This is a genomic window from Pararhizobium sp. DWP3-4 (genome assembly GCF_049898205.1).
In the GTDB taxonomy this organism is placed as follows: Bacteria; Pseudomonadota; Alphaproteobacteria; order Rhizobiales; family Rhizobiaceae; genus Pararhizobium.
Genome location: NZ_JAFCXF010000001.1, coordinates 39,871 through 52,950, shown reverse-complemented (window position 1 = coordinate 52,950; position 13,080 = coordinate 39,871). Strand labels below are relative to the sequence as shown.

11 protein-coding genes are annotated in these 13,080 nt (G+C 60.5%); 3 read left to right on the top strand and 8 right to left on the bottom strand.

Annotated features, from left to right (window positions below; genetic code table 11):
- Position 1: 1 nt before the first annotated feature.
- The 5 genes from ACP7E6_RS00250 to ACP7E6_RS00230 all read right to left on the bottom strand — a co-directional run bounded on the left by ACP7E6_RS00250 (position 2) and on the right by ACP7E6_RS00230 (position 6,838).
- A complete protein-coding gene (locus ACP7E6_RS00250) occupies positions 2 to 3,106 on the bottom strand; it encodes an efflux RND transporter permease subunit (protein ID WP_426226853.1) in 3,105 nt (1,034 codons plus the stop codon).
- Positions 3,103 to 4,182, bottom strand: coding sequence for an efflux RND transporter periplasmic adaptor subunit (locus ACP7E6_RS00245; RefSeq protein WP_426226851.1), 1,080 nt, complete (start codon positions 4,180 to 4,182; stop codon positions 3,103 to 3,105). Before ACP7E6_RS00245 ends, ACP7E6_RS00250 begins: the two co-directional genes overlap by 4 nt.
- Positions 4,179 to 5,276 (bottom strand): efflux RND transporter periplasmic adaptor subunit, encoded by a 1,098-nt coding sequence (locus ACP7E6_RS00240; RefSeq protein WP_426226849.1) that lies wholly within the window; start codon positions 5,274 to 5,276, stop codon positions 4,179 to 4,181. The genes ACP7E6_RS00245 and ACP7E6_RS00240 overlap by 4 nt, the downstream gene beginning before the upstream one ends.
- A 250-nt stretch (positions 5,277 to 5,526) precedes the next feature.
- Positions 5,527 to 5,889 carry a response regulator gene (locus ACP7E6_RS00235; protein ID WP_426226847.1) on the bottom strand — a complete coding sequence of 121 codons (363 nt, stop codon included), beginning with the start codon at positions 5,887 to 5,889 and terminating at the stop codon, positions 5,527 to 5,529.
- 193 nt (positions 5,890 to 6,082) lie between these two features.
- Positions 6,083 to 6,838, bottom strand: a complete 756-nt coding sequence (locus ACP7E6_RS00230) for a Crp/Fnr family transcriptional regulator (protein ID WP_426226846.1) — start codon at positions 6,836 to 6,838, stop codon at positions 6,083 to 6,085.
- Positions 6,839 to 7,031: 193 nt separating this feature from the next.
- On the opposite strand from ACP7E6_RS00230, the gene ACP7E6_RS00225 reads away from it, so the two are divergent.
- Together ACP7E6_RS00225 and ACP7E6_RS00220 are read left to right on the top strand one after the other, a co-directional pair.
- The gene (locus ACP7E6_RS00225; protein WP_426226844.1) at positions 7,032 to 7,898 is read left to right on the top strand and encodes an SDR family NAD(P)-dependent oxidoreductase; all 867 of its coding nucleotides are present in this window, start codon (positions 7,032 to 7,034) and stop codon (positions 7,896 to 7,898) included.
- A gap of 120 nt (positions 7,899 to 8,018) precedes the next feature.
- The gene (locus ACP7E6_RS00220) at positions 8,019 to 9,575 is read left to right on the top strand and encodes a VOC family protein (protein ID WP_426226842.1); all 1,557 of its coding nucleotides are present in this window, start codon (positions 8,019 to 8,021) and stop codon (positions 9,573 to 9,575) included.
- 278 nt (positions 9,576 to 9,853) lie between these two features.
- Here the strand turns inward: ACP7E6_RS00220 and ACP7E6_RS00215 are convergent, their stop codons facing one another.
- The gene (locus tag ACP7E6_RS00215; protein WP_426226840.1) at positions 9,854 to 10,411 is read right to left on the bottom strand and encodes an NADPH-dependent FMN reductase; all 558 of its coding nucleotides are present in this window, start codon (positions 10,409 to 10,411) and stop codon (positions 9,854 to 9,856) included.
- Between the two features lie 98 nt (positions 10,412 to 10,509).
- Positions 10,510 to 11,463, bottom strand: coding sequence for a ring-cleaving dioxygenase (locus tag ACP7E6_RS00210; protein ID WP_426226838.1), 954 nt, complete (start codon positions 11,461 to 11,463; stop codon positions 10,510 to 10,512).
- A 136-nt stretch (positions 11,464 to 11,599) separates the two neighbouring features.
- On the opposite strand from ACP7E6_RS00210, the gene ACP7E6_RS00205 reads away from it, so the two are divergent.
- On the top strand, positions 11,600 to 12,520 hold the full coding sequence (locus ACP7E6_RS00205; RefSeq protein WP_426226836.1) for a LysR family transcriptional regulator: 921 nt from the start codon (positions 11,600 to 11,602) through the stop codon (positions 12,518 to 12,520).
- Positions 12,521 to 12,523: 3 nt separating this feature from the next.
- Here ACP7E6_RS00205 and ACP7E6_RS00200 read toward each other — a convergent pair whose 3' ends face one another.
- On the bottom strand, positions 12,524 to 13,024 hold the full coding sequence (locus ACP7E6_RS00200; RefSeq protein WP_426226834.1) for a DUF3833 family protein: 501 nt from the start codon (positions 13,022 to 13,024) through the stop codon (positions 12,524 to 12,526).
- Between the last annotated feature and the right edge of the window lie 56 nt (positions 13,025 to 13,080).

Sequence of the window (13,080 nt, the reverse complement as noted above, 5' to 3'; positions counted from 1 at the left end):
GTCAGACCGGCACGGCATCATCCTTGGTCGCGACCGCCGATCCTTCGAGCGTGACTTCCTCCGTTTTTCCCGGCGGCTTGATGCGGAACCAGGCGAGGTACAGCGCCGGCAGGAAGAGCAGTGTCAGGACGGTACCGACAATGATGCCGCCCATCATGGCATAGGCCATCGGCCCCCAGAAGATTTCCCGGGCGATCGGGATAAGCGCCAGGCTGGCGGCCGCTGCCGTCAGCATGATCGGCCGCATCCGGTGCTCGGTCGCCTCCTGCACCGCTTGCCAGGGCGCTATACCCTCGGTGCGCAGATGTTCGATCTGCACCACCAGGATCACCGAGTTTCGAATGAGAATGCCGATCAGCGCCAGAATGCCGAGAATGGCGACGAAGCCCATCGGCGAATTGCTGAACAACAGTGCCGCCACCACCCCGATCAGCGCCAGCGGCGCCACGGCAAAGACCAGGAACAGTCGCGAAAAACTCTGCAGCTGGATCATCAGGATCGTTGCCATCACGAACAGCATCAGCGGCACGACGGCGGCGATCGGCGCCTGGCTCTTGCCGCTTTCCTCGACGCTGCCGCCGACATCGATCTTGTATCCGGGCGGCAGTTTTTCCGCAAAGGCGTTCACGTCCTTGGACAGCTGCGCGACGATCGTCGCCGGCTGCGTCGCATCGACAATACCGGCCTTGACGGTCAGCGTCGGCAATCGCGACCGGCGCCAGACGACCGGCTGTTCCATTTCGTAGCGAAAGCTTGCAACAGCTGCCAAAGGCACGGAATTGCCATTGGTTCCGGGCAGCTGCAAGTCCCGCAGCAGCTCGATCGACTGCCGCTCGGACGCCTTGGCTCGGGCAACGACGTCGATCAGATAGATATCGTCGCGAACCTGCGTCACCGTCGTTCCACCGACGATGCCGTTGAGGGCCGAAGCGATATCCTGCGAGGTGACGCCCAGCTGGCGGGCCTTGTCCTGCAAGACATCGACCTTGATCACACGGGCCGGCTCGTTCCAGTCGTAGACGACATCGCCGAGCAGCGGGTTGCGGCCAAGCACGCTGCCGAATTCCAGCGCCAGCTCGCGCACCTTGCCGATATCCGGTCCGCTGACCCGGTACTGCACCGGCCGTCCAACCGGCGGGCCGATGTCGAGCAGCTTCACATAGGCATCGGTGCCGACGAAGGTTTCCTTCAGATATTTCTGCAGATCGGCCCGCAGCCTGTCGCGGACTTCCAAGCTCTTGGTGACGATGATCGTCTGGCCGAATGAGGTATCCGGCGGCTGGACATCGAACGAGAGAACGAAGCGTACCGCACCCTGCCCTACATAGGTCGAAAAGCGCTCGACATCGGGATTGCCGACAAGCTTGTCCTGCTCGAACTTCGCCATCTGAGCATTGGTGTCGGTAATCGAGGCGTTTTGCGGCAGAGACCAGTCGACGATCAGCTCGAGGCGGTCCGACGACGGGAAGAACTGCTGCTGGACGCGGGTCATGCCGAACAGCGAGATGGCAAAGACCACCACCGTCAAAGCGATCGTCGTCCATTTCCAACGCATGCACCAGCCGAGCACACGGGAAAACATCCGCGCAACTCGGCCTTTCTGGTCATGGTGCTGCTTCATGGTCTTGGGCAGGATGGTCACGCCGAGCAGCGGCGCAAACACCACCGCGACGATCCAGGAGACCACCAGCGAGACGGCGATGACGACAAAGAGCGTGAAGGTGAATTCGCCGGCGGCGCTGTTGTTGAGGCCGACGGGAATGAAGCTGGCAACGGTGACCAAAGTACCCGTCAGCATCGGAAACGCCGTTGACGTGTAGACATAAGTCGCCGCCTTGCGCAGCGAATCGCCCGCTTCCAGCCGCGCCACCATCATCTCAACGGCGATCATCGCATCATCGACGAGAAGCCCGAGCGCGATGATCAGCGCCCCGAGCGAAATCCGCTGCAGCGATATGCCGAAATAGGACATGACGACGAAGGTTATGGCCAGTGTCAGCGGGATCGACAGGGCAACCACGAGGCCCGCCCGCACGCCGAGACTGACGAAGCTGACGAGAAGGACGATGACGACCGCCTCAGCGAGGCCACGGGTAAAGCCGGATACCGCTTCCTCGACGATCACCGGCTGGTCGGAGACCAGATGCACACCGACACCGACGGGCAGTTCGGCTTCCACCTGGCTTATCTTGGCCTCGACGTGATCGCCGAAATCCAGAAGATTGGCGCCCTGCTTCATGCCGATGGCAAGGGCTATTGCCGCCTGGCCATTGTACCGGAACAAAGCCGACGGCGGATCGGTATAGCCTCGGCTGATGGTGGCGATATCGGTAAGGCGGAAAAAGCGGTTGTTGACCTGCAGATTGACGGCCCTCAGGCTGTCCTCCGACGAGAACTGGCCATTGACGCGAACGCTAACACGCTCGCCCTCAGCCTGCACGACGCCCGAAGGCGCGATCGCGTTCTGGGCCTGCAGCGTGGCAACCACGTCGTTCTGGTTGATGCCCAGAGCCGCCAATTGGCGGGTCGAGAATTCGAGATAGATCACCTCGTCCTGCGCGCCGACGATATCGACCTTGCCGATATTCGGGACCGTCAGGATTTCGCGGCGCGCAGTCTCGACGTAATCGCGTAATTGCCGCTGGGTCAGACCATCGGCGGTAAACGCATAGATATTGCCGAATACGTCACCGAAGCGGTCGTTGAAGGATGGCCCGACGACACCGGACGGAAACTCTCCGCGAATATCGCCGATCATGTTGCGCACTGTCAGCCAGATCGAGGCGACATCCCGCGCCTTCGTCGTATCCTTCAGATTGACGAAGACGAGCGTCTGGCCCGGCGTGGTGATACTGCGCGTGTAATCGAGCGATTCCAGTTCCTCAAGCTTTCGCTCGATCCGCTCAGTCACCTGAAGGGTGGTTTCCTCGACCGAGGCGCCCGGCCACTGCGCCGAGATCGTCATGGTCTTGATGGTAAAGGACGGATCCTCCTCGCGGCCAAGGCTCAGGTAGGAGAAAAAGCCGAGCAGGCCGAAGACGATCATGAAATACCAGACCATCGATGCGTGATCGAGCGCCCAGTCCGACAGGTTGAATTTCTTCATGACTGCGCCTCGTCTTCGACTTTGATCTTCTGGCCGTCCTCGAGGCTATGAACACCGGCCGTCACAACCCGAATACCGGCCTCGATGCCGGACGTGATGACGATCCCGTTGCCGGCCTGCGGCCCGGTGACCACTTCGCGCGTCTTGACCGTCGCGCCCCCCTCATCGACCACCCACACATAGGATTTGCCGTCGCGCACCAGGATCGCGGTTGACGGCAGAACCAGCTGCTCGACGATGGTCTGCTTGAGAGTGGCGGTGATCGTTGTTCCGAGCCGGAAAGCGGCTGGTGGGTTTTCCAGCGCGATCTTGACGCGGCGCGTTCGCGTTGCAGGATCCGCTGCCGGTGCGACCTCGCGCACCACGCCGTCGACCGTGATGGCCGGGTCGATCTGCAGGGACACCAGAAACGGCGTACCCACCGGCAAAAGCGCATTGCCATCCGGAACATCCACCACCGCGTCCCTTGCATCCGGCCGGGCAACAGCTACGACAGTGGCGCCGGCTGCGACCACCTGGCCAACTTCCGCCCCTGTCTGTGTAACCACACCGTCGAAGGCGGCCTTGACCTGGGCGTAGGAAAGCTGCTCTTCGGCCTTCGACAAAGCCGCGCGCGACTGGACGACCGACGCTTCTGCCGCAGCGCTCGCCTGTTCGGTACTTTCCACCGATGCCTGCGTTTCCGTGCCGATCTTGAACAGCGCCTTCGTGCGCCGCTCGACCGAAACGGCATTGGCAAGCGTCGCTTCCGCATTGGCCAGATCAGCCCGCGCCGATCCGACGGCCAATTCCAGCGCTGTCGGATCGAGTGCTGCCAGAAGCTGGCCGCGGGTGACGGTATCTCCGATATCGACATCGCGAGCGACCAGGAGGCCCGTCACACGCGGCCCGAAATTTGTCTGGACCTTCGGTTGTACCGTTCCGGCAAAACTGGGCGCGGGCAGGCGCTGGGGAACCACGATTTGCGACAGAACCGGGCGGATGACCGGTTCGCCCTTCTCTTCCTTTTTCTGGCACCCCGCAAGGATCAGAAGCATGACTGGTACGGACAGCAGCCCCAGCAAGATCCGGTTCATTGCGCCTGCTCCTTGATGACATCGACTGACTGGCCGGGGCGCAGCATCTTGGCGCCCTCGATCACGACGGTTTCACCCTTGGCAATCCCTTCGGAAATAAGCACGCGGCCCGTCTCGTAGGAGGCCACTTTCACGGGTTTGCGGCTGACCGTGCCATCCTTGCCGTCTACGACCCAGACCGCTGGCCGGCCATCCAGTGCAGACAGCGAGGTCCAGGGCAAGATGATCAACTTGGCCGGCTGGGAGCTGGCAAATCCGGTTACCGGGGCGCCGAGCGTCATGCGATCGGGCGTCGTATCCATGGCGATCTTGACGCGCACGGTTCCGGTCGTCGTATCGATCGTCGGCGAGACCTCGCTGATCACTCCTTCTGTCTTGACCGAGGGATCGCTGACCAGCGCCAGCTGAATTTTCGGCTCGGCCGGCTTTTCGAACAGCAGCGATTCGTAAACATCGAAGATCGCATCGCGAGGCCCGTCCCGTGCGACGGAAAACATGGTTTGCGCTGCCTGAACCACCTGGCCCGTTTCGGCGTTGCGCACGGTGACGATGCCATCGGCATCGGCCTTCAGTTCCGTATAGGAGAGCGCATCGCGGGCGGTACCCAGCAATGCCTTCGACGATTCGAGCGATCCCTGGGCCGTCTGAAAAGCCGTCTGCGCCTGATCGAAGGCTTCTTGTGTTGTCGAATTCTTCGCCAGCAGCGACTTCTGCCGCTCGAATGACGCGGAAGCCTGCGTGACCTGTGCTTCTGCAGCCCGTACCGCCGCCTCGGCTGCCTCGACATCGGCTTTCTGTTCGCTGGGATCGATCCGGGCCAAAACCTCCCCGGCTGTCACATGCGAACCGACATCGGCCAGCCATTCCGTTATCTGGCCGCTGACGCGAAAGGAGAGATTGGTCTGGACATGCGCAACGATCTCTCCGGTCAGCGTCACCGTCTGCCGGTGATCGACAAATTCGGCGTTCTGCGCCCGGACAGTCGTTTTGACCGTTTCCGCGGGCTTGGTCTCGCCCTCGCAAGAAGTGAGGGCCAGGGCTGCGAACGAAACCAGCCACCAGCCGGACCAACGGGGCTTCAGTTTTTTATCCATCTCAGTCCGCTCATTCCGATATTCAAGCTGAACCATTTATTGTGGCCCCTCAATATACGCGCCCCGCACCGATGACAAGCGGTTGGGTTTGACGGAAATCATTCGTTACAAGATGAGCAAATGTGCCCCTCACCGCATTGGCGGCAAAAGGAAGCTATGCGGATTTCTCCCATAAGCATAGCGAAAACCGCAGGTTGAGCGATAGAAGGCTCAACCGAACGGCCGTGCTGGAAGTTGGGGGGAAAGAGGCTTAAAGCCGGCTGGCGCTCGCCGTGGCAAGCAGACCGGCCATCGAGCTTTCGTTGAAAGGCTTGGTGATGCGGGATATGTCGCGCAAGGTTGCGGGAAAAGTGAAGTCGTCGCCATAGCCGCTGACAAAACCGAAGGCTACGCCATGTTCGATCAGCCTTCCAGCGAAGTCGAAGCTCGTTTGCGAACCCAGATTGACATCCAGAAAGGCAAAATCGAAAGACTGTTTCTCGATCAGAGCCTGCGCCTCGGCAATATTGACGGCAATCTCGACATGGTCGATGCCGATCGATTTCAGAATATCCTCGGCTTCCATGGCGATGATGAAATTGTCTTCCAGCACCAGCACACGTTTGATCGACACTGGGATTTCCTTGGGCGTCACCGGTATGGCTCCTGTCCGAAAATCGCCCTGCACGGTTCGAGCGCAGGCCTTGAGAGCGACAAGTATGACAAGAAGGCGGAGAGGGCATTTAAATAAGACACGTCCCGCGACGATAGTGATCCGCGCCGCCCGAACCTCATATGCCGCCCGAACCTCATATGCCGCCCGAACCTCATATGAAGGGGCGGAGCTTTTCGCGATATCCCTCCCAGCCCGATATTTTCATCAGCCCCTCGTCATCCAGGATATCGCACCCCCGGTCGGCCCAGCGAATCAGCTTGCGCTCACCGAGTTTCTTCAGAGTCTTGTTGGTGTGAACGATGGAAAGCCCGAGCGTATCGGCCACATGTTGCTGCGTGATCGGAATGGAGACGCGTTCGCCCTTGAAGAGGTTGCATGCCCTGGCACGTTGATAGAGAAAGGCCAGCAGATAAGCTGCGCGTTCGAGCGCAGAGCGCCGCCCAATGCTGAGGAGATTTTCATCGAGAATGCGTTCTTCCTGGGCGGCAATCCAGGTGAGATCGTAGCCAAGGTCGGGATAGTTCCGGTAAAGCGTACCGAGCTTGTCGCGTTCGAAAACGCACAATGTCACCGGCGAAAGTGCCTCGACCGAATGCTGCATCTCGCCCATCAGGCTGCCCTGCAGCCCGATCAGGTCTCCCGGCATCATGTAGTTGAGGATCTGCCGGCGGCCGTCATCGAGCATTTTATAGCGAAAGCCCCAACCGGACAGAACCGTGAAAAGATGAGCGCTGTGCGATCCCTCCACCAGGATCGTTGTCCCCGCATCGACGGCCAGTTCGCCGGTCTTGAAGTTGGAAACGAACTCCAGTTCATCCGGCTTGAACTCGCGGAAATGTGGGAGGGCACGCAAAGGACACTGTTCGCATGGCGTTTGTCGGTTGTTCCGGGTTTTAGGCGCGGCCATTCGGGTCCTCTGTGCATGATTCGGGGCAGGAAATCAGAGCGTTGATTTCTCGCGAAAATTACAGCCTCGTCGGGTTCCAGCAAGGGGCGTTTTCAAGGCAGCGGTAGACTTATCCGCATCGCGCGCCTAGTTTTCCGCTCAAGCTCGGGCCGACAAGCCCGATCATCAGCGCATGAACGAGACGGAAGAGCAAATGAATCATCCAGCCTTCGCCAATTACCATGTCGCCGTCGTGACCGGAGCAGCATCCGGGATAGGACTTGCCGCCGCCAGGCGCTTTGCCGGACTGGGCATGAACGTCGTTCTCGCTGACCTGCCGGGTGAGCGTCTGGACAAAGCCGCCCGGGAAACGGCAGCCATCTCACCGCATGGCCCCGGCAGCGTTGTTGCGATCGCGACGGATGTATCGAGCACCGATTCTCTCAAGGCTTTGGAAGCTGCGGCAACCGCGCGCTTCGGCCCTGTGCATGTGCTGATGAACAATGCCGGCATCCAACCCGGCAGTGCGGTTTTCGGCGCGCAGGATGCGTGGGAAAAAGTATTCGCGGTCAATCTCTGGGGTGTCATCAACGGCTCGCGCATCTTTGCACCCGCGATGATTGCCCACGGCCAGACCGGTCTGATCATCAACACCGGCTCCAAGCAGGGCATCACCACCCCGCCCGGCGATCCCGCCTACAATGTCGCAAAAGCCGGCGTCAAAGCCTTTACCGAAGCGCTGCAGCACGAGTTGCGCAATACGCCCGACGGCAACATCACCACCCATCTGCTGATCCCCGGCTTCGTCTATACCGGGCTGACCGCAAACGGCCGCACCAAAAAGCCGGATGCCGCCTGGACCGCGCAGGAGACGGTCGATTTCATGATGCGAAGCCTTGAAGACGGCGATTTCTACATTCTTTGCCCGGACAATGACGTTGCGCGTGCGATTGACGAAAAGCGCATCCTCTGGGCCGCCGGTGATATCATCGAAAACCGTCCGCCACTATCGCGCTGGCATCCGGACTACGCCGATGCATTCAAGGCATTCCTTGCAAAGGATAGACCGGACATCAGCTGAGAGCGGCTGCGACGGGTGACCGTTGGAGCATTTATACGGTGGACAATCTGTTCACGCAGAAGCGCTGGCGCAGCACTCTGTTTGCTGCTTTTGTGCAGTCAAAGCAATGGATTTGAAGACATGACAAGCGGCATCCACCACATCACCCTGATCACCCGCAAAGTGCAGCCGAATGTCGATTTCTATGCCGGCTTTCTCGGTCTGCGGCTCGTCAAGCGGACGGCGGGTTTCGAGGATGCGGCACAGCTGCATCTCTTCTACGGCGATGACGCAGGCTCACCGGGATCGCTGATATCGTTCCTGGTCTGGGAAGATGGAGCGCCCGGCCGCGTCGGTCATGGCCAGCCGAGCGAGGTCGCCTTTGCCATTGCGCCTGAAAGCATCGGCTTCTGGCTCACCCGGGCGCTGCGCTACAATGTCACGGCGACCGGCCCGACGCATGAATTCGGCGAGCCCGTCATCCGGCTGAAGGATCCGGACGGCGTCATCGTCAAGCTTGTCGGCAGCGACGCCGTGGCCACCCCTGCCCTCCATGCGACCAGCGACATTCCGCAGAAAGATGCGATCCGGCGGCTGCGCGGTGCCACGATCCTGACGGCGACGCCCGACGGCACGGCCGCTTTCGTCACCCGGCATTTCGGCTATGCCGAGGCGGACAGGGCGGATGCGATCCGGCGCCTTGTCTCGCAGTCCGGCGATATCATCGACGTGCGCGATGCCGGCGGTTTCTGGACGGCGGCGCCCGGTACCGGCACCATCGATCATATCGCTTTCCGCGCCACCAGCGAGGCAGCGGTCAAGGATCTGCGCACGCAACTCGAGGCGGAAGATGCAGGCGAGATCAACGCTCATGACCGCAAATATTTCTATTCGCTCTACGTCCGCGAGCCGGGCGGAACACTGTTCGAATTCGCCACCGATGCGCCCGGCATGACGGTCGACGAAAGCCCGCAGACGCTGGGAACGAACCTGTTCGTGCCCGAGCATTTCGGCGGCAACTTGCAAGACAATCTCGTCATGCTGCCGCAATTCGGACTGCCCGGCGAGGAGCGCTTCACCGAGCGCGACCTGCCGTTCATCCACCGCCTGCACCAGGCGGATAACCCAGACGGCACCACGCTGGTCCTGCTGCACGGCAGCGGCGCCAACGAAACCAGCCTGTTGCCGCTCGGCCGCCAGATCGCGCCGAATGCCTTGCTGCTCAGCCTCAGAGGCCGCAGTACCGAGGAAGGTCACCCGCGGTTCTTCCGCAGGCTCACGCCCGTTACCTTCGACCAGAAGGATATTGCGTCGGAAGTGGAAGCCTTCGTTGCGATGATCGACGAGGCTGTTTCGGCCTATGGCCTTAACCGCGACAAGATGGTTTTCGTCGGCTATTCCAACGGCGCCAACATGCTGATCGCCACCATGCTGCTGCATCCTGGGCTGATCCGCCAGGCGGCGTTGTTGCGGATGATGAACCCGCTGGACACCGTGCCGGAAGCAGATCTTTCCGGCACCGACATCCTGTTGGTAACGGGAAAGACCGACGGCTATTCCCGCTATGCAGCGCCGCTGGAAGGCGTGTTGCGCGAAGCGGGCGCAACACTTTCGACCGTCACCCTGAATGCCGGACACGAGATCGGCCCCATGGATGCCGACGCTGTGCGGGAATGGCTGAGAACAATCGCCGACTGACGTCCCCGTAAAGACCGGTGACGAACCCTGAAACGATTATCTGGCGAGAGCGACACCCCACTCTCCGTCATCCTCGCCCTTGTGGCGGGGATCCAGCGACCCGACGTCCGTCGGGTCAAACGACCATTTCAGTTCAAGGACTTGAACTGGCTGGATGCCCGCCACAAGGGCGAGCATGACGGAGGAAATTGGGTGCCAAAAATAATAAGCAGAGAGTGAATCTGCAGAGATTGCGGTTTGCCAGCCTTCAGCGAAGACTGACGCCCCCCCGCAAAACCTTACTTGGATCTTTCCGCAACATAACTTGCAAAAGCATCGACAAAGGCCTTCAGCCTCGCCTTGGCCTCGTCGTCGATCAGACGACCGTCCTTGTCGAACAGCGAGCCCGCTTTCGGCAGGATCAGCCTCTTTCCGGACCAGAGGTCGGCACCGAGCGTGCGCAAAACGGACAGCCAGGCGTTCTGGCTGAGAAGCGTACCGAATGGGCCCGGCGATGTCCCGGCAATGGCGAAGGCGCGTCCGGCAAACACATTCGGCGCACCGGTCATCGACGAGCTCACCCAATCGACAGCGTTCTTGAAAACGCCTGGCATCGAATTGTTGTACTCCGGGGTGAACAGGATGACCCCATCGGCAGCGGCGATCTGGTCCTTCAGCAGTTGCACGGCCTCCGGCACGCCTTCGCGCTCGACATCCGCGTTATAGAGCGGAATGCCTTCGATGGTGCCGGATGTAAACGTCACACCATCAGGCGCAAGCGTCATAGCTGTTTTCAAAAGAGCGGTGTTGAACGATGCCTTTCGCAGGCTTCCGGAAATTCCGATCAGTTTTGTCATCCGCAAGTGTTCCTTTTGCTTTGCCGGAAGAATGGTGCGAAATACGGAAAAGTACAGACAAAAAGCCGGGAGTTGTGCTCCCGGCTTGATTTCAATGGTCAGATCAGCGGCTTCAGCCGTGCCTCGATCTGGACGCGCTTGTGCTCCAGGAACGGCGGCAGCGACAGGCCTTCGCCTAAGGTTTCCATCGGCTCGTCTACGGCAAAGCCGGGACCGTCGGTGGCGATTTCGAACAGGATGCCGTTCGGCTCGCGGAAATAGAGCGAGCGGAAGTAAAACCGCTCGACCTCGCCGCTCGAAGGCAGCCGGAAACCCTCCAGCCGTTCGGTCCATGCGTGCAACGCAGCCTCATCCGGAGCGCGGAACGCAACGTGATGAACGGCCCCGGCACCCTGGCGGGCTGCCGGCAGGCCGGGCTGAACCGCAACATGCAGTTCGGCGGCCGGGCCACCCTCACCCATCGAGAACACATGCACCTCGCCATTGCCATCCGGCGACGGGTACTGGCGCTGCTTGGTCATGTTCATCACCTGCTCCAGCACCAATTGCGTATTGGTGATGTCCGGAACGCTCATCGTGATCGGGCCAAGCCCCTTGATCTGGTGTTCGACGGGAACCGGGCTGCGGCCCCATGGATGCGACGGCGCAAGCCCGCCATCGTCGATCAGCCGGAACCGCTGGCCTTCGCCATCCTCGAAATCGAGCGACAGGCGGCCATCGATCTCGATGACATCGCCGGACGCAATGCTCAACTCGCCAAACCGGGCCTTCCACCATTCGATGCTTTCCGGGCTGCCGACGCGAAGGCCGGTGCGCGAAACGCTGTGGGTTCCACGGCTCTCCCGGTTGACGGGCCAGTCGAAGAAGGTCAGGTCCGTGCCCGGTGTCGCCTCGCCGTCGGCGTAGAACAGGTGATAGGCGGTGGTATCGTCCTGATTCACAGTTTTCTTGACCAGCCGCATGCCGAGCACCTGCGTATAGAAACGCAGGTTCTCCTTGGCATTGGCGGTGATGGCGGTGAGGTGGTGAATTCCTGTCAGTTGCAAGCTCATAGATGCCTCCTTGAGGTGAATGTCTCTGTTGACCGGAATATCGTTCATCTGCATGGTTCTATAAAGACGGCATCAAACGAACGCCGAGTTCGATAATTTGGAACCATGACCACGCAAAACTGATGGGTGTCCCAGTATGGACTGGCGTTTCGACGATCTGATGACCTTCCTTGACGTGATGGATAGCGGCGGCATCACCACGACGGCGGCCCGGCTGAACTTGTCCAAGTCCGTCGTCAGCAAACGGATTACCGATCTGGAACAAGCGCTTGACGTTGAACTTTTCCAGCGTGCGCCGCGCAAGCTGACGCCGACGGAAAGCGCCGGCAGCTTTGCCGAACGTATCCAGCCGCTTGTCCGAGAGATCATCGATGTCACGGATGGTGTCTCGGAAAGGCAAGCAGGGTTGAGGGGCCGATTGCGGATTGCCGCTCCGATGAGCTTCGGCACGATGTATCTCAGCCGTATCATCGCCGATTTCGCCCTTGCCCATCCCAACCTGCAGGTGGCCATCGAGTTTGACGACCAGATGAGCGATATTGCCGGCAGCGGCTTCGATGTCGGCCTGCGCATCGGCACGCTGGCGGATTCGAGCCTGATTGCCCGCAAGCTCTGCTCCGACCCGCGCATTGTCTGCTGCAGCCCGCATTTCGCCGCAACCAAGGGACTGCCCCAGACCGTGGCGGAACTGTCCGATTACGATTGCCTCGACTACGCCAATGTTCACGCGGCCCGTCTCTGGCAGTTCCAGAACGGCCAAAAAGGCGGCGCGCCCGTCTCGATATCGATCCGCAGCCGCATCGTCGCCAACAATGGCGAGGCGATGCGCGACATGGCGATCGCCGGTCTCGGCCTCGTGCTGTTGCCGATGTTCATCGTTGCCGATAGCCTTCGCAAGGGTCTGCTGATCGCCGTGCCGCTGGACGCCAGCCCCGTGCCCTATACGATCCAGGCGGTCTATCCACCGACACGGCACATCTCGCCGAAGGTACGAGCCTTTGTCGATCACCTTGCCCGGCATATCACCGAACCGCCGCTCTGGCGCTTTTCGCAGTGAGCGTCAACGCTTGAAATCGACCTTCACCCGCGCCACCGGGAAGATATATTTCCACACCGTCGCCGTATTGGTGATGCTGCGGCCATCTTCGGCAAGAACCATCCTGTCGAAGAAACGGACTATGTTTTTGCCTGGGCCGGGCTCCAGATCGACGAGATAGGTGAACCGCGCCGTATTGCCATCGACCCGCAGCGTCGTCGTGCCGACGACATCTTCGCGCGTTCCCGAATATGTGGCAGGACCGGTGCGCACGAAACGCCAGGTCTTGCGGTCACGCTCGCCGTCGGAATAGACGAAATCCTCGCGCACGGTCAGGGTATCGCCCCGCACCCGGCCGGTCAAAACCACGTCGAACTGCCGTTTGACACCGTTGATGGCGGAAAACGATCCCGTCGCCGTGGTCTTGCCGCGAAAGAACCGCTCCATCATCGTGTCCTGCCCGAATGCCGGCATGGCCGAAAACAGAGCCAACGGAACAACAAGCACTGCCAGAAACCGTTTCATCATTCTCTCCTTGTGTTTGGAGAGATACGATTTCGCAGGCCGGATGGTTTCCTCAG

What these genes read in the sequence shown, in the direction of transcription:
- ACP7E6_RS00215 (WP_426226840.1), bottom strand. Translation starts at nt 10,411, where the DNA reads ATGACAAAACTGATCGGAATTTCCGGAAGCCTGCGAAAGGCATCGTTC.
- ACP7E6_RS00250 (WP_426226853.1), bottom strand. Translation starts at nt 3,106, where the DNA reads ATGAAGAAATTCAACCTGTCGGACTGGGCGCTCGATCACGCATCGATG.
- ACP7E6_RS00200 (WP_426226834.1), bottom strand. Translation starts at nt 13,024, where the DNA reads ATGAAACGGTTTCTGGCAGTGCTTGTTGTTCCGTTGGCTCTGTTTTCG.
- ACP7E6_RS00230 (WP_426226846.1), bottom strand. Translation starts at nt 6,838, where the DNA reads ATGGCCGCGCCTAAAACCCGGAACAACCGACAAACGCCATGCGAACAG.
- ACP7E6_RS00245 (WP_426226851.1), bottom strand. Translation starts at nt 4,182, where the DNA reads ATGAACCGGATCTTGCTGGGGCTGCTGTCCGTACCAGTCATGCTTCTG.
- ACP7E6_RS00220 (WP_426226842.1), top strand. Translation starts at nt 8,019, where the DNA reads ATGACAAGCGGCATCCACCACATCACCCTGATCACCCGCAAAGTGCAG.
- ACP7E6_RS00225 (WP_426226844.1), top strand. Translation starts at nt 7,032, where the DNA reads ATGAATCATCCAGCCTTCGCCAATTACCATGTCGCCGTCGTGACCGGA.
- ACP7E6_RS00205 (WP_426226836.1), top strand. Translation starts at nt 11,600, where the DNA reads ATGGACTGGCGTTTCGACGATCTGATGACCTTCCTTGACGTGATGGAT.
- ACP7E6_RS00210 (WP_426226838.1), bottom strand. Translation starts at nt 11,463, where the DNA reads ATGAGCTTGCAACTGACAGGAATTCACCACCTCACCGCCATCACCGCC.
- ACP7E6_RS00240 (WP_426226849.1), bottom strand. Translation starts at nt 5,276, where the DNA reads ATGGATAAAAAACTGAAGCCCCGTTGGTCCGGCTGGTGGCTGGTTTCG.